Source organism: Aminipila luticellarii (assembly GCF_004103735.1).
GTDB classification, from domain to species: domain Bacteria; phylum Bacillota; class Clostridia; order Peptostreptococcales; family Anaerovoracaceae; genus Aminipila; species Aminipila luticellarii.
This window is the reverse complement of sequence record NZ_CP035281.1, coordinates 50,473-69,358: the sequence shown is the minus strand read 5'-3', so window position 1 is coordinate 69,358 and position 18,886 is coordinate 50,473. Positions and strand designations below refer to the sequence as shown.

Annotated in this window: 22 protein-coding genes; 9 read left to right on the top strand and 13 right to left on the bottom strand. The window is 43.1% G+C overall.

Going from position 1 to position 18,886, the window contains the following annotated elements; genetic code table 11:
• Positions 1-160: 160 nt before the first annotated feature.
• From aroF to aroD, 8 genes are all read left to right on the top strand, one after another.
• Positions 161-1,174, top strand: coding sequence for a 3-deoxy-7-phosphoheptulonate synthase (aroF, locus tag EQM06_RS00345; protein WP_128744451.1), 1,014 nt, complete (start codon positions 161-163; stop codon positions 1,172-1,174).
• Complete coding sequence (locus EQM06_RS00340) at positions 1,175-2,017, top strand: prephenate dehydrogenase (RefSeq protein WP_128744450.1); 843 nt, start codon at positions 1,175-1,177, stop codon at positions 2,015-2,017.
• Positions 2,017-3,111 carry a 3-dehydroquinate synthase gene (aroB, locus tag EQM06_RS00335; protein ID WP_128744449.1) on the top strand — a complete coding sequence of 365 codons (1,095 nt, stop codon included), beginning with the start codon at positions 2,017-2,019 and terminating at the stop codon, positions 3,109-3,111. The genes EQM06_RS00340 and aroB overlap by 1 nt, the downstream gene beginning before the upstream one ends.
• Positions 3,112-3,150: 39 nt before the next feature.
• On the top strand, positions 3,151-4,410 hold the full coding sequence (locus EQM06_RS00330) for a 3-phosphoshikimate 1-carboxyvinyltransferase (RefSeq protein WP_128744448.1): 1,260 nt from the start codon (positions 3,151-3,153) through the stop codon (positions 4,408-4,410).
• Positions 4,400-5,536 carry a chorismate synthase gene (gene aroC / locus EQM06_RS00325; RefSeq protein ID WP_128744447.1) on the top strand — a complete coding sequence of 379 codons (1,137 nt, stop codon included), beginning with the start codon at positions 4,400-4,402 and terminating at the stop codon, positions 5,534-5,536. Before EQM06_RS00330 ends, aroC begins: the two co-directional genes overlap by 11 nt.
• Positions 5,537-5,579: 43 nt before the next feature.
• The gene (locus tag EQM06_RS00320) at positions 5,580-6,719 is read left to right on the top strand and encodes a bifunctional chorismate mutase/prephenate dehydratase (protein ID WP_128744446.1); all 1,140 of its coding nucleotides are present in this window, start codon (positions 5,580-5,582) and stop codon (positions 6,717-6,719) included.
• Positions 6,720-6,749: 30 nt separating this feature from the next.
• A complete protein-coding gene (locus EQM06_RS00315) occupies positions 6,750-7,571 on the top strand; it encodes a shikimate dehydrogenase family protein (RefSeq protein ID WP_128744445.1) in 822 nt (273 codons plus the stop codon).
• Positions 7,572-7,638: 67 nt separating this feature from the next.
• Positions 7,639-8,409 carry a type I 3-dehydroquinate dehydratase gene (gene aroD, locus EQM06_RS00310; RefSeq protein ID WP_128744444.1) on the top strand — a complete coding sequence of 257 codons (771 nt, stop codon included), beginning with the start codon at positions 7,639-7,641 and terminating at the stop codon, positions 8,407-8,409.
• Positions 8,410-8,468: 59 nt separating this feature from the next.
• On the opposite strand, the gene EQM06_RS00305 is transcribed toward aroD, so the two are convergent.
• Positions 8,469-8,888 carry a GNAT family N-acetyltransferase gene (locus EQM06_RS00305; RefSeq protein WP_128744443.1) on the bottom strand — a complete coding sequence of 140 codons (420 nt, stop codon included), beginning with the start codon at positions 8,886-8,888 and terminating at the stop codon, positions 8,469-8,471.
• Positions 8,885-9,418: a shikimate kinase gene (locus EQM06_RS00300; protein WP_128744442.1), complete on the bottom strand. Its 534-nt coding sequence runs from the start codon at positions 9,416-9,418 to the stop codon at positions 8,885-8,887. The genes EQM06_RS00305 and EQM06_RS00300 overlap by 4 nt, the downstream gene beginning before the upstream one ends.
• 208 nt (positions 9,419-9,626) lie before the next feature.
• On the opposite strand from EQM06_RS00300, the gene EQM06_RS00295 reads away from it, so the two are divergent.
• Positions 9,627-10,007 (top strand): RidA family protein, encoded by a 381-nt coding sequence (locus EQM06_RS00295; RefSeq protein WP_128744441.1) that lies wholly within the window; start codon positions 9,627-9,629, stop codon positions 10,005-10,007.
• 172 nt (positions 10,008-10,179) lie between these two features.
• Here the strand turns inward: EQM06_RS00295 and ybaK are convergent, their stop codons facing one another.
• From ybaK to EQM06_RS00240, 11 genes are all read right to left on the bottom strand, one after another.
• A complete protein-coding gene (gene ybaK / locus EQM06_RS00290; protein ID WP_128744440.1) occupies positions 10,180-10,668 on the bottom strand; it encodes a Cys-tRNA(Pro) deacylase in 489 nt (162 codons plus the stop codon).
• A gap of 13 nt (positions 10,669-10,681) precedes the next feature.
• Positions 10,682-11,968: a hypothetical protein gene (locus EQM06_RS00285; protein WP_205666564.1), complete on the bottom strand. Its 1,287-nt coding sequence runs from the start codon at positions 11,966-11,968 to the stop codon at positions 10,682-10,684.
• 49 nt (positions 11,969-12,017) lie between these two features.
• Entirely contained in the window at positions 12,018-12,641 is a 624-nt protein-coding gene (locus tag EQM06_RS00280) for a GNAT family N-acetyltransferase (protein WP_128744438.1), read from the bottom strand.
• Positions 12,642-12,645: 4 nt separating this feature from the next.
• On the bottom strand, positions 12,646-13,185 hold the full coding sequence (locus EQM06_RS00275; RefSeq protein ID WP_128744437.1) for a GNAT family N-acetyltransferase: 540 nt from the start codon (positions 13,183-13,185) through the stop codon (positions 12,646-12,648).
• A 12-nt stretch (positions 13,186-13,197) separates the two neighbouring features.
• Entirely contained in the window at positions 13,198-15,177 is a 1,980-nt protein-coding gene (locus EQM06_RS00270; RefSeq protein ID WP_128744436.1) for an LTA synthase family protein, read from the bottom strand.
• A gap of 57 nt (positions 15,178-15,234) precedes the next feature.
• Positions 15,235-16,119 (bottom strand): 16S rRNA (adenine(1518)-N(6)/adenine(1519)-N(6))-dimethyltransferase RsmA, encoded by an 885-nt coding sequence (gene rsmA / locus EQM06_RS00265; RefSeq protein ID WP_128744435.1) that lies wholly within the window; start codon positions 16,117-16,119, stop codon positions 15,235-15,237.
• Positions 16,116-16,655 carry a ribonuclease M5 gene (rnmV, locus tag EQM06_RS00260; RefSeq protein ID WP_128744434.1) on the bottom strand — a complete coding sequence of 180 codons (540 nt, stop codon included), beginning with the start codon at positions 16,653-16,655 and terminating at the stop codon, positions 16,116-16,118. The genes rsmA and rnmV overlap by 4 nt, the downstream gene beginning before the upstream one ends.
• A 12-nt stretch (positions 16,656-16,667) precedes the next feature.
• Complete coding sequence (locus tag EQM06_RS00255; protein WP_128744433.1) at positions 16,668-17,171, bottom strand: FtsB family cell division protein; 504 nt, start codon at positions 17,169-17,171, stop codon at positions 16,668-16,670.
• Positions 17,117-17,521 carry a spore cortex biosynthesis protein YabQ gene (gene yabQ / locus EQM06_RS13430; protein ID WP_128744432.1) on the bottom strand — a complete coding sequence of 135 codons (405 nt, stop codon included), beginning with the start codon at positions 17,519-17,521 and terminating at the stop codon, positions 17,117-17,119. Before yabQ ends, EQM06_RS00255 begins: the two co-directional genes overlap by 55 nt.
• The gene (gene yabP, locus EQM06_RS00245; RefSeq protein WP_164914282.1) at positions 17,521-17,781 is read right to left on the bottom strand and encodes a sporulation protein YabP; all 261 of its coding nucleotides are present in this window, start codon (positions 17,779-17,781) and stop codon (positions 17,521-17,523) included. Before yabP ends, yabQ begins: the two co-directional genes overlap by 1 nt.
• A gap of 117 nt (positions 17,782-17,898) precedes the next feature.
• Complete coding sequence (locus EQM06_RS00240) at positions 17,899-18,735, bottom strand: hypothetical protein (protein WP_128744430.1); 837 nt, start codon at positions 18,733-18,735, stop codon at positions 17,899-17,901.
• Between the last annotated feature and the right edge of the window lie 151 nt (positions 18,736-18,886).

Genomic DNA, 18,886 nt, shown 5'->3' with positions numbered 1-18,886 from the left:
ATTTTAAAAGTAAGGCTTATTTGAATTTCTCTGCAAATATGGACACTCTGATTTAGCGGCATAACAAGCTGTTAAACAAATAAACACAGGAATTAGAGTCCGCAGATGAAATTCATCTGCGGACTTTTTAGTTTACAGAAGATTGTTGGAGGATAGCAATATGGTAATTATTTTAAAAAGCAACCCGAATCAGAAACAATTGGATAATCTCTTATCCTGGCTCAAAAGCATGAATCTTGGTATTCATATGAGCGAGGGTGCCAATACGACCCTTATCGGACTAATAGGAGATACCTCCGGAGTCGATATGGAGCTGATCAACGCACTGGATATCGTAGAAACAGTAAAAAGGATACAGGAGCCTTATAAAAATGCCAATCGAAAATTCCATCCGGACCCTACTGTGGTAGATGTGGCCGGAGTAAAAATCGGAGGAGGAAATTTTCAAATGATAGCCGGTCCCTGCTCGGTGGAATCCAAGGAGCAGATCTGCCAAGTGGCGCTGTCTGTAAAAGAATCCGGCGCCGCCTTATATCGGGGAGGCGCATTTAAGCCGAGGACGTCCCCTTATGCGTTTCAAGGCATGAGAGAAGAAGGCATTCATCTTCTTCTGGAAGCAAAAAAGGTGTCGGGGCTTCCTATTGTAACCGAAGTCATGGATATTTCACATCTTCCGCTGTTTGAGGACGTGGATGTGATACAGGTCGGTGCCAGAAATATGCAGAACTTTGAGCTTTTAAAAGAACTGGGTACTTTGAGGAAACCGATTCTTTTAAAAAGAGGGCTTTCCAGCACTTTACAGGAATTTCTCATGAGTGCGGAATACATCATGGCCGGCGGAAACGAAAATGTCATCCTCTGTGAAAGAGGAATCCGTACCTTTGAGACTGCCACAAGAAATACGCTGGATCTGGCCAGCATTCCCCTTTTAAAATCCATGACGCATCTGCCTATTATCGTAGATCCCAGCCATGCCACAGGCATTGCAAAATTAGTAAAGCCTATGGCACTTGCCGCCGCCGCCTGCGGCGCGGACGGGTTAATGATAGAAGTTCACAACGACCCGGAGCATGCACTTTGTGACGGAGCCCAGTCGCTGACACCGGAAGCATTTAAAGATGTTGCCGATGCAGTACGGGCGATCCTGCCATACAGTTTTAAGGGGGAACAATAGATGAATATTGGAATTATCGGCCTGGGCCTGATCGGCGGTTCTATGGCAAAGGCAATCAAACAAAATACACCGCATACGGTTTTCGGCCATGACCTTCAAGATACAATCATTAAAAAAGCCATTTTAATAGGAGCGGTTGACGAACCCCTTACCGAAGAACTTATCCCATCCTGCGACTTGTTAATCGTGGCTCTTTATCCGCAGGATACCATAGACTTTGTAAAAGCACACGCGGACAGCATAAAAAAAGGCTCCATTGTACTTGACTGCTGCGGCGTCAAGCAGGTCATCTGCCAGGCTCTTGAACCTGTGGCAAAAGAAAATGGTTTTATCTTTATGGGCGGTCACCCTATGGCAGGTGTTGCCCATGCAGGATTTACCCACGCAAAAAAAGCCTTGTTCAATAATGCTTCCATGATCCTGACTCCTGCAAAGGGAACGCGAATTGAAGATGTTCAGAAAATAAAGGTTCTTTCCGAAAGTATTGGCTTTACCAATACCCAAATATCTACTCCCGAAGAGCACGACCGGGTAATCGCCTTTACTTCCCAGCTGGCTCATGTGGTTTCCAATGCTTATATCAAGAGCCCTTCTGCTCTGGAACATAAAGGCTTTTCTGCCGGCAGCTATAAGGATCTGACCCGGGTAGCCAAATTGAACGAAAACATGTGGTCAGAGCTTTTTCTGGACAACAACTTATTCTTAGCAGAAGAAATTGATGGTATTATCCAGCGGCTTCAGCAATACAGCACTGCTATAAAGGAAAAAAATGCAGCTGCCCTTTGCACACTTTTAAAGGAAGGTAAAGAACGCAAAATGATAATAGACGGAGAGAAATTCTAATGGAAAAGATTCAGGTAAAGGCTTCAAGAACATATGACATCTATATCGGAAGAAATTTGTTAAAAGATGCGGGAATGTATATTTCGGAAATCCTCCCCACTTGTAAGCTCTGTATCATAACAGACGATGTGGTTTCCGAGCTTTACAAGGACACGGTCTCTCAGGCTCTTTCTGATGCCGGCTTTGACGTCCATACATTTGTTTTTAAGGCAGGCGAGAACTCCAAGAACATGGAGACCGTTCACAATATTTTAGAATATATGGCTGAAAATGAATTTACCCGAAGCGATGGGATCGTCGCTTTGGGCGGCGGGATTACGGGAGACATCGCCGGATTTGCCGCCGCCATTTTCCTGCGGGGAATCCAGTTCATACAGATTCCCACGACCTTCTTAGCTGCGGTGGACTCTTCCGTAGGCGGAAAGACCGGGGTCAATCTTCATGCGGGGAAAAATCTGACGGGAGCCTTTTGGCAGCCATCTCTGGTCTTATGCGACTGCGACACCTTCTCCACTCTGTCCTACGAAATTTTTCTGGACGGCGTTGCGGAAGCTGTGAAATATGGTGTTATTATCAGCCTGGAACTATTTGAACTGCTCCTGCTGCACAATCAACGGCTCTTTTCCGAACCTTTGGTGAATGAGAAACCCGATCATTCGGATGCGGTTATTGAGGTCGTAAAACAATGCGTCCAAATCAAACGGGATCTTGTCATGGAAGATGAACAGGATACCGGGATTCGCCAGCTGCTCAATTTTGGGCATACCGTGGGTCATGCGATTGAAAAGTGCAGCGGTTATACGGTTACCCACGGCCATGCGGTCGCCATGGGGATGCTCATCATCTCCAAAGCAGCCCATACCTTTGGGCTCTGCAAAACAGATTGCTTTTCTGCCATCGAGGAAATATTAAAGACATTTAATTTTCCCGTTACCTGCCCTTATACGGCAGAGGAGTTGACCCGTGCCGCACTGAAAGATAAGAAGCGCGCCGGAAAGAGCATCACATTAGTTCTGCCCGAATATATAGGACATTGTTATTTAAAGAAAACAGATATTTCCAATTTAGAAGCTTTTATAAAAGCAGGCTTATAAACCTATTTCTTTTTTATTTTGGCAACCGGAGAAAAAAACATGAATATACAAATTACACCAAAGCCTTTGAAAGGCCGCATCCCTTCCATAAGCTCCAAGTCTCACGCTCACCGGCTGATGATCGCAGCTTCTCTGTGTGAAGAGCCTTGTCAGGTTCACATTTCTGATATGAATCAGGATTTGGAAGCCACGCAAAATTGTTTAATGCAATTAAGCGATGAATCGCCTGTACTGGACTGTCACGAAAGCGGTTCTACTTTGCGGTTCTTGCTGCCCATAGCTATGGCCTTAAAAAATCAAGCTTCTTTTTTCGGTTCCGGAAGACTTCCCGAAAGACCGCTTTCTCCTCTCAAGGAAGAACTGGAAGCACACGGATGCACCTTTACTACAGAAACAGATATTTCTTTTCCTCCTTTCGACGGATCTACACTCATCTATACGGGGACGGGCAGATTAAAAGGCGGTGCCTTTCAGCTTCCGGGGAATGTGAGTTCCCAATATATTACCGGTCTGCTGTTTGCCCTGCCTTTACTGAAAGAGGACAGCAGCATTACCCTTACTTCCAAGCTGGAATCATCGGGATATGTACGGCTCACGCTAGAGGTTTTAGAATGTTTCGGCATTCGCATCCGGCAGGAATTTTCTAAGAATCCCAAGAGGGAACAAGAAACCCTTTATTCCTTTGTTATCAAAGGGAATCAGAAATACAAGTCCCCGGGCGAGGTGACGGCCGAAGGAGACTGGTCCAACGGAGCGTTCTGGATTGTGGCAGATGCGCTGTCCTCTTTCTCACAAAGGACTTCCGAACCTTCTGTTTCCTGCCTGAATTTAAACAAAAACTCAGCTCAAGGGGATAAGGCGATCCTTTCCTTTGTGCGAGCTGTTCGTCAAACAAAAAAGAGCAAAGAAAAGCTTGTCTTTGATGCTTCCGAAGTTCCGGATCTGGTTCCCATATTGGCAGTTCTGGCCGCTTCCCGGGAGGGCATCACAGAAATCACCCATGCGGGCAGGCTTCGAATAAAGGAAAGTGACCGACTGGCCACCGTGCACGAGCTGATCGGCTCATTAGGAGGGGATATTACAGAACTTCCGGAAGGGCTTGTCATAAACGGTACCGGAAAGTTAAGGGGGGGTACGGTAAACGGACATAACGACCACCGGATTGTCATGTCCGCTGCCATCGCTTCCATTCTATGCACAGAACCGGTCATCATACTGGGGGCAGAAGCGGCCGATAAATCCTATCCAAAGTTCTTTGAGGACTTTACCCGTTTAGGAGGTGAATTCCATGTTCTCTGATACAAGCAAAACAAAAAAAACATATAAGACAGTTTCTTCTTCCTTCGGAAAGAACTTGAAGGTTACGATTTTCGGCGGTTCACACGAACCGCACATTGGCGTAACGATGAGCGGGCTTCCTGACGGCATTCCCATCGATCTGGATCAAATCAGACGGTTCCTGGCCCGAAGGGCACCTGGAAACAGCATTTTTACCACCCCTCGAAAGGAACCGGATGAGCCGGAGGTCTTGTCCGGTCTTTTGGATGGCAAAACCACTTCGGAGCCTTTGACTTTCCTCATACGAAATACAAATACCCGATCTGGCGATTATGCCGCCCATCAGGACATTCCCAGGCCTGCTCATGCAGACTATACCGCCGCAGTAAAATACGGCGGTACGATAAATATGGCCGGCGGCGGCCCTTTTTCGGCGAGAATGACCGCCCCGCTCTGCATTGCGGGAGCTATCGCTCTTCAGCTTCTGGAAGACCGGGGCATCTCCATCGGCGCACACCTTTATTCCATAGAAAAGGTGCAGGATACTCCTTTTGATCCGGTGCAGGTTCAGACAAATGATTTTGCTGTTGTTCGGAGCCATTCCTTACCTGTGCTGAACGAAAGCAAGGGACATGCTATGGAGGAAGCAATCCGAGCCGCTATGTCCGAAGGGGATTCGGTAGGAGGTATGGTGGAATGCTGTGCGCTGGGACTTCCTCCCGGTGTCGGCGGTCCCATGTACGACGGCTTAGAAGGGCATCTTTCTCAGATTTTTTTTGGCATTCCGGCGGTAAAAGGTGTTGAATTCGGCAACGGATTTGACTGTGCTTCTTTGAGAGGTTCTCAAAATAATGATGCGTTCACGATGGACGGAGACCGGGTAAAAACCATTACAAACCACCATGGAGGCATTCTGGGCGGGATTTCATCAGGAATGCCGCTTATCTGCAGACTTGCCTTTAAACCTACGCCTTCCATTGCAAAAGAACAGCATTCCGTAAGCCTTTGCAATAAGACCAACGAGACGATGCACATTACGGGCAGACACGATCCCTGTGTTGCCATACGAGCCGTTCCTGTAGTAGAGGCTGCTATGGCAGTAGGCCTCTTAGATCTTTTACTGGAATGTGATAAATTTTTATATTGAAATTACTGCAACGCTTATATATTATAAAGGAAGAGGGAACGACATGACTTTAGAAAATTTAAGAGATGAGATAGACCAGATTGATACGGAGCTTGCAGATTTGTTTGTAAAGCGCATGAATATTGCTGAAAAAGTAGCCAAAGAAAAAAAGGCTTCCGGCACGGCTTTATTAAATACAAAGCGGGAAAAGGAGATTCTGACCAGAGTTTCCGATCAGGCAGGCGAAACCCTGGAACGATATATGCGCATTCTGTATAACACGTTATTCGATGTCAGCCGTTCTTATCAAACGCGCTTTCTGTATGCGGAAGCTCCTTTAAAGCGGCAGATCGAAACCGCTATGACCAACACTCCGGCTCTTTTCCCAAAGAGAGCCGTGGTTGCATGTCAGGGAATTGAGGGTTCTTACTCCCAGCTTGCTGCGGAAAAGATTTTCGAATTTCCCTCTGTTATGTATTTTAATAATTGGGACAGTGTTTTTAATGCGGTGAATAAAGGTCTGTGCCAGTATGGGGTTCTGCCTATTGAAAACAGCTCCTATGGATCCGTAGGTCCCGTGTATGACCTGATGAAAAATCATCACTTCTATATTGCCAAGGCTCTTAAACTGCGGATATCCCATAAGCTGCTGGCAAAACCCGGTGTGGAGATAAAAGACGTCAAAGAGATCATCTCCCACGATCAGGCTTTAGGTCAATGCTCCCAATTCATTGAGAGCCTTAAAAATGTTAAAATAACCACCTGTTCTAACACTGCCATGGCGGCGGAATGGGTGGCTAAAAGCGGCCGCACAGATATTGCCGCCATTTCCTCCGGAGAATGTGCCGGAATCTATGGGCTTCACATTCTTTCAGACGATATTCAGCTCAGTGATAACAATTACACCCGCTTCATCTGTATCTCTAAAAATCTTGAAATATACCCCGGTGCCAATAAGCTGAGCTTGATGCTGTCAGTCCCGCATCGTCCATCGTCTTTATACAATATGATAGCCAAATTTTCAAGCTTGGGCTTGAATTTAACAAAATTAGAGTCCAGACCTATACCGGGAAGTGATTTTGAATTTATGTTCTACTTTGATATGGAGGCTTCCTTATGTTCTCCTGAAGTAGTCAGCCTGCTCTGTGAACTGTCCTCTCAGCCGGAGGTTTTTGTCTTCCTTGGAAATTATATTGAAAATTAATTTTAAATATTAAATATTGGAGGGATTGCCATGTACGGATTAATCGGAGAAAAACTTGGGCACAGCTATTCAAAAATAATACACGAAAAGCTGGGAGCCTATTCCTATGATCTAATTCCCCTTACACGGGAAGAATTAGATGTACTTCTAAAAAAGAGAGATTTTGACGGGCTCAGCGTTACCATACCATACAAGCAGACCGTTATTCCTTATTGTGACTTTATATCCCCTCTGGCACAGAAAATAGGTGCGGTCAATACACTTTACTTTGATAACGCCGGACGGCTTTGGGGAACAAATACGGATTACACAGGCTTTCTCTATGCAGTGGAACAGGCCGGAATACCAATCCGAGATAAAAAAATATTGATTCTGGGAGACGGTGCAACTTGTAAGACCATCCGAAGAGCTGTTTGGGATCAAGGAGCCAAAGAGATTCTTATCGCCTCCAGAAAGGTCGACGCTCCAATCGTTGAGACACTCCACGCCGAATCAGAGGCTGCCCCTTATGCTTCCATCCACTGCACCACATTGAATTACAAAGATCTGGCTGCTCAGTCCGATGTAGAAATCATCATAAACGCTACCCCTGTAGGTATGTGGCCGAACACAGAGGCTCGCCCAATCGATTTAAGAGAATTTCCAAACTGCTGCGGTGTTTTTGACGTAATATATAATCCATATTACACAAAGCTTCTCCGTCAGGCAGAAGAATTAAATATTCCTTACGCCAGCGGTCTGGCTATGCTGGTAGCCCAAGCTACCGCTGCCGCCGTATATTTTACAGGCCGGGACGGATTTGACTCACAAAATCAACGTATCATTAATGAACTGAAAGAACTGTTTTCATAAGCTAACTGGTAATTTTTTTGAAAGCAGCAGCCTACTGTACCAACTGTTAAAGGAGCAGATCTTAACTATGAAAACAATTCAAATCCGAAATCTGATTATCGGCGAGGGCAGGCCCAAGCTTTGTGTGCCTATCGTAGACAAGACAGAAGAGGAAATCCTTGCGAATGCAGATATGCTTCGGACTCTTCCCATTGACCTGATCGAATGGCGAGCAGACTTTTTCCAAGAGGTCATGGATCCTGAACGAGTTACGGATACACTTTTTAAGCTTCGAAAGCTACTAAAAAATATGCCGATCCTTTTTACCTTTAGAACTGCAAAAGAAGGCGGGGAAAGACAGCTGGAACCGAAATCCTATGCTGAGTTAAACAAAACAGCCGAAGAAACAGGCTGCATCGACTTAATTGACATAGAAGCCTTTCTCTGTACTGCTTTTACTCCGTCCATGATTTCAGAAGCACATAGGAATCAGGTGAAAGTCATCGCTTCCAATCACGATTTCACGGGCACTCCGCCCAAAAGTGAGATGCTGTCACGGCTCTGTCAGATGCAGGAGCAGGGAGCCGATATGGTTAAACTTGCGGTCATGCCTAAAACGACCCGCGACCTTCTGACGCTCCTTGATACCACGCTGGAAATGAATGAAAAACACGCAAAAGTGCCTGTCGTTACCATGTCCATGTCTGAACTGGGCAGTCTCAGCAGAATATGCGGAGAATACTTTGGCTCCGCCATCACCTTCGGCTCTGTACAAAAAGCTTCTGCCCCCGGGCAAATAGAGGCCGGAGAGCTGGCGCAAATATTAAATATAGTCCACCGCAATCTGCAAAAAACGTAAAAGCAGAAGCCAATTTTATGGCTTCTGCCCTCTTCTGCCCTTATGTATATCGCATCATTTCATTTCACATTGAGCCATTTAGTCATGCCTGGACCCATGTTGTCATTCGGCCGGGCTGATAGTCCAAATTGTTCGTAAAAAGTTTCTTTGCCCTGCAGAGACATCAGATTGATCATCATAATGTCATCACCCTTGATGGACGACTCCAGCGTATTCATGATATTATTTATGATATAAGATCCGATTTTCATCTTTTGATAATCCGGATGAACGATTACATCTACAATTAACGCCATGTAAGCGCCGTCTCCCACGACTCGGGCCATGCCCACAGCCTTTTCGTCATCATAGGCCACCAGCATGTAAACGGAACCTGCCAGTGCTTTTTCCGCCTGCTCCCTGGGAACCTTCTTCCATTCTACTGCGTCACGCAGCCGTAAGTAATCATCCACTGCAATATCATTCCTATATGTTATCATTCAGTACCCTCCAAAATTTCAAGCTTTGTAATTATTTCGCTGCAAATTTCTGCCATGTTTTTATGATCGGTTTCGATTATAATATCGGCCGCTTCATGATATGCCGCCTGTCTTTTTCCCATTAATTCGTTTATGTACTCCGCATTCAGGTTCCCTTTAAGCAGCGGTCTTTGCTCATCATTTTTAACTCTCTGATAAATCGTTTCTGCACTTGCAGTCAAGAGAATGATCTTCCCCGCTTTCTTCATGATCTCAATATTTTCGGCTTTTAAGACAACCCCTCCGCCACAGGAAATAACATGCCTTTTAGTCTTCGATATTTTTTGAAGTATTTCAGTCTCCTGTGTCCTGAAATAATCCTGTCCTTTTCTTTCAAAAATCTCCGGAATACTCATCCCAGTACTGTTTACGATCAAAGCATCTGTATCCAACACTTCCAGCGCCATCATTTCTCCTAATTGACTTGAAATGGCAGACTTCCCAGTACCCATAAAACCTATCAAAAATATATCTCTGTTAAAATTTTTCATGTTCGTTTTCCTATTATCTTTTTTACTGTAGCGAATTAACAATCTATTTTAGCATATGCATTATTGGAATGCTAGTAATTTTTTTGCATATTTATTCATCTGTATTAATAATTACATATTTATCGGACTTGAATAGCTTGAAATAAAGTTTTATAATGGAAGTAGTAAATTATAGAAAAAATTTTATCTATTCTAAGGAGGATTTAACATGCGTAAAGTAGTGGCAACATCAGCAGCTCCCGCTGCTATCGGACCCTATTCACAGGGTAACATTTTCGGTAATCTGGTATTCACTTCCGGACAGGTTCCTTTAAATCCGGAGACTGGTGAAATCATCGGAACTACCATTGAGGAGCAGACGGAGCAGGTATTTAAAAATATCAAAGCCATTTTAGAAGAGGCCGGAAGCTCTTTAGATAAGGTTTTAAAGACCACTGTGTTCATCAAAGATATGAACGATTTTGGCAAAATCAATGAGGTCTATGCAACATTTTTCACGGAGGGTTCCTATCCGTCCCGATCCGCAGTGGAAGTTGCACGCCTTCCGAAGGATGTTCTCGTTGAAATAGAGACCATTGCATATTTATAATCATTACATTTTTATTACTGAAAAACTATAAAATATTCCATTTAAAAAGAATGTCTCCGAGAGACATTCTTTTTTATTGAAATCAATAGAATTATTATACACACAAGCTACGTCGCCGTGTGATGCAATGATTCTTTCCCTGCGGCAACGCCGACTTCAATCAATAGAATCATTATACCACAATCAAATCGGCCAATTCAGCACCGGTTACAGATACCAGATCCGGAACAGCAAGCTCCATTTGAAGCCCAACCTTTCCGGCACTTACAACGATCTGCTCCAAATCCTTTGCATGGCTGTCAATAGCGGTCTTAAATTGCTTTTTCATCCCGATAGGAGAACAACCGCCTTTGATATACCCGGTTACATTGGTTATTTCCTTTGCCGGAATCATTTCAATTTTTTTCTCACCGAAATGCTTGGCGGCCTTTTTTAAATCCAGTTCCTCTGCCACCGGTATGACACACACGTAGTGTTCCTTACTGGAGCCTTGAGTTACCAAAGTTTTATACACCTTAGTAACGTCCATTCCCGTTGCCTTCGCAACAGATACGCCATCCAAAAATCCTTCCGGCGCCTCATATTCATATACATTGTGACGGATTTTTTCAGCATCCAAATGTCTCAATGCATTGGTTTTAATCTTTGATGTCTTAGCCAATGATCTCTCTCCTTTAGCTTGCAATCATCTGAGTCCTGTACTTTTCTGCGGCCCATATTTCTTCTACGGCTACAGAATGCTCCAGCTTGATCCTCTTTAATACGACCTCTATATTGAACTTTTCTCCGCTTTCCTTTTTCTGACATACAATATAATACGTTCTTTCTCCGGGACCGTCTTTGAAAAGGCCGGTTTCCAGAATCGCAGCCATTGGAAGCTCCTTTGCAATAAAGGAATTAAATACCTTATCCGGATCCAAATCAGATTTATGCTGCCCTACGTAAATTTCTCTGGCATATCGTTCCGACAGCTTATCGGAATAATCATACACCTGCCATTTTACATCCTCGTCCACATAACCGAAGGACTTCTTGAAAGGCCGCTCGTCAAAGGCGTCGGTTATCCAGATTTCAGTGACCTTTTCGTCTGCCACAAAGAATGCTATGTATCGCTTAGTATTATCATTGGGAATAAAACCAAAGCAGTCTCCTGCTCCCTTGAAGTCCTCTTCATAGGCTAGATCTCCACGGTATTTTTCCTTTAATTCCTGCAAGGTACTCCCCACATGGATTCCCCGATGAGTCTCTGCCACTGGATTTGTACTTTTGATCCAATAAATCAGCTCTCTCTTCTTTTCAAACTGTATCCATGTGTTGACTTTAATGCCCTGACCCTCCCAAGTATCCGTATATTGCGCGGTATAGCTGAGGAAATCCCGGGTGCGCTCTCTGGTCTGCACAGCATATGGAAACGGGGCTTCTCCCTCCAGATTCTCCCACAGTGTAATGATGTGGTCATCCACCTTTAACGAATATTCTTCATCGAGAGACCAATCCTTCAGATTGCTGTACCGATAGTTTATATATCCTTTATACCCTTTTTGAGCAATATCCCGGTCATCCGGGAAGGATATTTCAGAGACCTCATCCTCCCCCTTTCTAAAGAACAGCAGCAGTGGATTTCCCTTTACGCCCGCTTTTGATAACAGCTCTCTGGAATTTAAAATAATTCCGTTGCTGTCAATTACCGCTTTCTCCGGCGTAATGCTGTAATCAAAGCTGTAATATTCAAACTTTCCGTCTTCAAAGGGAACCTCGGCAAGTAACTTGAACTGAGAAAGCTCTACTTCCTTTATTTTTAGCTTTAATTGTGTCAGCAATAATTCACAGTATTGCAGAAAAGCTGGTTCCAGCCCTTCCGGCATGCTCTTTTTTTCTTCTGGTTTTTTTACCTTCATGCTCAAATATGCTGCAATTATAAGAATTATACAGATAATTAAAAAAATCAATACAATAAGCATGTCTATCTCCCTCTTTTCTGAACTCCTATGAAATCCTATCTTTCGATTATCATTTTATAAGATAAATATTTATAAACTGAAACTTCCTTGAACTGGTTATCCCCATCATCTTAAATCCCATGCTTTGATAAAACGGAACCTCTTTGGGTTCACTGGTAATTAATACAATGGGCAGTTCTTTCTTCTCTCCATACTCCACAAGCCGGTTCATCAGCATACGCCCATTTCCCTGACCCTGATATTCAGGTCTCACTCCCAGATAACTGATATAGAGGTATTTCGGCGGAAACTTTATCTCCGTCTCCATCTGGGATATCTCCGCAAACAGTTCTGTCCGGATGCGGTGTTCTTCTTCCGTCATCCTGGATACGGCACGCTTATATTGGGAGGAATAGCTCCCGGCAAAAAAGTATTTTAACGCAGATCCTTTTCTTTTCTGGGAAGGAAGGAGGATCGCCACACCCTGACACGCAGGATCTAAAGCATAAGCACCTCCGTATCGCATACCGAAGGCGGCGTAGAACCGCAGGGCAGCTTCCATGACGATAAGCCGTCTACTTTTATCCGGAAACGCCTGGGCTAATTGCGGATAATCTGAGAACGCACTCATCAGAGTCCTTATCACCTTTTCCCTATCGCGTATTTCAATCAGCCCTTTTATCTCTGCTGCCATGACCTCACCTTAAGGCTTCCCATTCTGATTTCAGCAAAGAAAAGCATCGGGAGTCCCGCAGGCTCCCATCATAAATTTTATAACAGGACCGTTCCGTGCCTTCATATTTAAATCCGCATTTTCGGATGACTCCGGCAGACCTTTCGTTGGTCAGGCTCGTGCAGATCGCCACAACGTCCAGCTTCATTTCTTCAAAAGCATATCGAATGGCCTCTTTGGCAGCCTCTGTCATGATGCCTTTTCCCCAGCACTCTTCCGCCAGCGAATAGCCAAGCTCCCTACTTGCAATATCCGGCCTGCGTTTATCCGTTTCCAGCCCAATGCTTCCGATTAACTTGCCGCTTTGCTTTTCGATAACAGCCCAGAAGCGATCTGTCAAAAAAAGCTCACAAATAATTCTCCTGGATTCCTCTACATCCGCATGAGGCTTCCAACCGGCTCGAGGTCCTACGTTAGGATTGCTTGCATAAGCAAACAGCCCCTCTGCATCGTCCGTTGTAAATGGTCTCAATATCAATCGTTCCGTTTCCAATGATGGCAGCATACTTTTCACCTTCTATTCTGTTGTACTTAAAATTTCTTTGTTTTTCTCTACCTGGCTGACTTTCATTCTGTTTACGGCATTCAAATCCACATCTTCCTGAAGCCCCAGGATAGAAGAACCTAAAAATATTGTTTTTAAAATTTTTCCGTCTAAAGAGATTTTACTGTATTCGGTAAAGTTTTCACCCTTTATATATAACTTATCGCCGATTCGTACAATATTTGTTATTTTTATTGGCTTTACACCCATCTTCATATCCACTTTTTTATACGGATTTTCTCCATTAAAGATATACTTTTTCCCATAAAGCATATCATACTCCAGCTTCCTCATATCTGCCTTATACGTCTGACTGTCCATATGATCCTGATGATATTTGTTCATCACGCCCATATGAAGCCCCAGCCGGTCGAGGACATCAGCCCCCACTTGGTAAGAATACATATCTTTATCCACTTTTTGCATCGGGAAGTTGCTCCAAATAACATACTGGGTCTTGAACAGCGAGCCGGTCTTCATTTCATCTTCGGTCATTTCTAAAGCCGGGAGATGATCTCCGTAAATCACCAGAACCACCTTTTCATCATATTTTTTAAGCCGTTCTGTCAGCTCTCCGATGAATTGATCCATTTCATGGATCTGATTGGCATAGTATTCATACTGCCATTTCAGTTCCGTGGTAGGTGCCTTGGTAACAACGATTTCAGGGTCCTTGATTACCTGCTCCGTTGGATATTTACCGTGTCCCTGAACGGAACAAGTATAAATGAAATCCTCCTGCTTGGTAGATTGCAATGCGTCCATGACCTGATCTGTCAGCACAAAATCCTTCTCCCAGTTCTTAGGGGTTCTAACTACGTGATTCATATATTCTACACTTGTGAACGTGTCAAAGCCTAAGTTTGCAAAGACTTTATTTCTGCCGTAAAAGACCGCCCTGTGATTATGAACAGCGTGCGTACCGTATCCGATCGATTTTAAATCGTATGGAATACTTTCGCAGGTCGCCTCCGTAAGAATAGATTTATACGGATATTCTCCCGGCCCGAAGAACTTGACGCTCATGCCTGTAAGCATTTCAAATTCTGTATTGGCCGTTCCTGCTCCTACAACGGGAACCGTCAGATACCCCGTAGAATAGTTCTTTTCCAATGCTCTGAAATTTGGAATCGGATCCTTCGAATATGTAATATCCTTCAGTAATGTGGGATCAATAAACGATTCCATCTGGAGAAATATTACATTAGGATGCTCTTTGCCATCATCCTTTTCACTAAAAGTGGCATAATCATTACTTCCAAGCTCTCCCTTATCAAATATCGACCGAATAGCCTCTTCAGAATAGCCCGCAGGCTGACGAATTCCGGTATTCAGCCAAGTATTTATAAAACAGTACGGCATACCATAGTCTCTGTAGGCATACGCCAGATTTCCGAAAAAGGTATCCACTACCTTATTTTTTATGGCCAGATCGGTTGCTCCGACTAAACTCAGTACGATTGCCAGCAGCAGCACCACATTTTTCTTATAATTAATTTGAGTTTTCTTCTTTGGTGCAAATTTAAACAGCAGCGCTATAAGAATGATCGCAATTACCACGCCCACGCAGGCCAAAATAATTTCTACTGTAGACAGATAGTTGGTTACAATGGAAAGACCATCTTCCAGCACCTCAAAATCCTTTGTCGTAAACGGCGTCATACGGTTAGCCAGTATTACACCATTGGTAATTCCAAGCCCCAGCCATACGACTGAAATAATCACATAAGAAAATACCCTTCTTTTAATGACTAATGCCAGCGACAAGGTGGCAAATATGATAAAAACATTATACAAGAATACTAGCGGTGAATCCAAAAAAAACTGAAATCCATTCATCAGTGACTGTCTTGCAAATGATTCTATTATCAAATTTAAAGCAAACGCCAACACTATAGAAATAGCAACGGCATTATGCAAATACTTCATAAAAAACTGTTTACACTTTTCCATATCCTATACTTCCTTTTCCCTTTCCCCTTGTGTGTAAAATTTGTGCCGGTTTTTAAATTACAGCTGCAGCCTGACCATGTCATAAACCGCATTTGCCAACATAGCAAATTCTTCTATATTCATGGTTTCTGCTCGTCTTTGGGAATCCACACCAATGGATTCCAACACTTGTCCCACTTGTTCTTTAGATAGTCCACACACTCCTGTAAGAGAATTCGACATGGTCTTTCTTCTCTGTCCAAATCCGGCTTTTACGCATTGGAAGAAAATCTTTTCATCCTTCAGCGCTACCGGTTTCTCGGTTCGTATGTCCAGCCTGATAACTGTAGAATCCACCTTCGGCTGTGGTACGAACACTTCTTTCGGAACATTTGCCACGTGATTTACCGTGCAATAATATTGAACGGCAACAGACAAAGCTCCATATGCTTTTTTCCCTGCTTGAGCCTTAATCCGGTCCGCCACCTCTTTTTGCATCATGATCGTAATGCTGTCGGCCTTCGTCCCGTCTTCTAAAATTTTCATAATAATAGGGGTTGTAATGTAATAAGGCAGATTTCCAATGATCCGCACCGAATTTACCGGGCCGCCGTTTATAATGGGATTTTGCTCGATAATTTCGTTTAGATCTGTCTTCAAAATATCTCTGTTTAAAATTTCAACGTTGTCATATCCTTCCAGAGTTTCTTGTAAGATCGGAATCAAATTCTTATCGATCTCCACGGCGATGATTTTTCCTCCCTGCTCCGCTGCTTCTGAGGTAAGGACACCGATTCCCGGTCCAATTTCAATAACCAGATCATGCTCACCAATAAAGGATTCCTCTATAATCTTATCAATAATATTTTTGTCGGTAAGAAAATTTTGACCGAGGCTCTTTGAAAGCCTAAAGCCGTACTTGTCCTTTATCTGCCTAATGGTGGATGGTGCGTATAATTTCATTCAAGTTTTCCTGCTTCCTCTTCAAATTCATGTCTGGCAATCCCGTATTGGTTCAGCTTGTTCAAAAAAGCTGCGGAATTTCCATATCCGATGCCTAAGGCCTTGCCCAGCTTTCCTCTTTTATCGGAAGCTCCGGGTCCGCCTGCAAGTCCATGCTTCATCAGATCCTGCATGGAAAATTCTTTACTCGGCGTTGCTTTTGTACAGTGCGCCTTTTCCAATGCTTCTAAAATCGCTGCAGGCTTTGCATTTTCTATGCCTATATCGCCTGCCGCCGTCGCATCCTCTCTGGATAAGTAGGCATGCTTGGCATTGGGGAACTTCTCCCTAAGCCTTCTTCGTATCTCCTCTCCCGCAAAATCCGGGTCGGTAAAGATAATGATCCCTTTGGTATCATATGCCTGCTCTATTAATTCCCATGTGGATTTTCTGATTCCGTATCCATGGGTCGCAATCGTCAAGGTATCAATGGCCCGCTTTACAGCGGCCTGATCATCCCTGCCCTCTACGATTATCACTTCTGCTATACTTTCCATTTTCATCCCTTTCTAATCAGAGGCTTCTCCCGCAGGCATCAGATCTGTATGTCTTTTAGGAACGATAGCGGCTCCCGTTACCCCCTTCTGCGGTAAAACATACAGAACCTCGCCCGGCTTGACCATCTTTAGCTGCTGCCGTGCCTGCTGTTCTATATATTCCGGATTATTCACATTTCCAAGTTCTTCGGTAAGATCTTGTCGTTGTTCCTTTAAAGCCTTGTTTTGGGCGGCAATATTCTTGTATTCTCTTTGCAAAGAAAAGACATGAAAAATAGACACACCTATGACCAGCATAATACCCAATATTACACATAGATAGATAAGCCTCTTTCTATTCCTTTTATTTACTTTTCTCTCTGACAATTCTTCTGAAGCAGCCTTCCTGCCCTTATTCTGTCTCTTGTTGGCGGCTTGTTTCCTTCTTGCCCGCCTCTCGGTCCGCGCCTGCTCCAGATCAATTATTTTATCGGAGTTCTTAAACTCTCTGCTTCTTTTTTTCTTTTGTTTGAACATTTGCCGTCACCCACTGATATTGTAGCATAAAACAATAAATTCCACAAGAAAACTCCGCATACAAATGCACATATTACATGAATACTGATTGCACCATAGGAACAGTAATACAAAAATTGGCACGTAACTATCCCGGCAAAGACCCAAAACAAAACCTCATAAACCGCTGCAAGGAACCCCTTTTTTATAAATACTTTAATATGTCTGGTAAAGAGCCCATATAAAAGAGCGACCACCATACCGCAGCCAAGCATGACTAAACTCTCGAAAATTTGTGTTTTTATTAGATCGGTAAGAATTAGATTTATTTTAAAGCTATGTAAAATGGCCGCGCCTGAAGACACAACCATTATTCAAAAATCCTCCTGACTAAACTTTTTTCACTTTTATTCTTTTTCTCCGTATATACCGCAGAATTTATTTCTCCTGTAATGATGGCTTTTCCTTCCGCAAGATCCAGTTTTTGAATATGTAATTTCTGTCCCTTAATGACCAGTCCTCCGCTTTTTAAAGTGATCAATATCGTTTCTTCGTTAAAGCTGTCCACATCGGCTACTTCCGTTACAGTCAGCCGTTCCCGGTTATCAATATTTAAAACATGGTTCTCCATATAGACTCCCCCTTCGTATTTCATATATATGCCAAAAACTAAAAAATAGCACCTCAAATTTAAAGTGCTAGTTTTTAGTTTTTTTATAAAAATTTATACACACATTTTTTATCATAGCTATTTTCCCCCCAATATTTCAAAAAGATTGTTAAATTCTTCTTTCTTCTCCTCCCCATAGAGCTTTTTTACATCTATGTTCTCAAACAGATTCTTTTTTAATTCTTCCCAGTCAACCTTTAAATTTTCCATTCCTCCATTTTTAATCCAATTTCTATAGTGATCGGATTGTTCATCCAGATTGAACACATTAAAAGTCTTTCTATATTCTTGTCTTTCTAAATATCCTAAACTTGCCGTAAATATTCCATAAGTTTCTCCGTCTATTACCCCCAATCCCCATAATTCTCTCATAATCTGGGCTTTTTCTGTAAGGGATCCTTCTTTTAAATATCTTTCGTTTGTTTTCTCAATTAGCTCTTCCTTTGATAATCCTTGGTATCCTCTGACTGTTTTTAGAAATTCGGTATAATTTTCTCCGTCATATTTCGATAAATATGAATATCCCGGTATTGCCTGATCCAACTCTTTAACTATTTGTTCTGCTACCGGTTTATACTTATCATAATTTGTTTCCAGTTTGCCACCCATGCATGGAAAAACCTCTTCATACCGATCTGTAATCAACCGATACCTTTCCACATCCGTCATGCCGCTATAATCCGTCCGTTCGTGGATTTCCCTAAGTTCGTTCATTTTTTGTGCTATCGTCACATTTTGAGATATGGTCAAAGTATCTCCATCCTTACTTTCTACTTTTTTTACAGCTGATTTTTGGGCCTTAAATACCTCTCTAAACTCACTCTTTACTTCTGCTTCTTTGCTTGCAGTCAGTCTTTTTGCTGTGGGGTCTTGTGATACATTGCTTCTTATTCTGCCCCATAAATTTACACTCATTTTTTAATCTCCTTCTTTTGTAAAAATTCCCACCTATTTTATTCTACCTATAAAAATTTACCAATTCAACCCCCTTTAGCTGAAATGTGGTATTTAGGGGTTGAAATGTGTAAACTTAACAAAATTTACGTAATTACAAAAAAAATAGCAC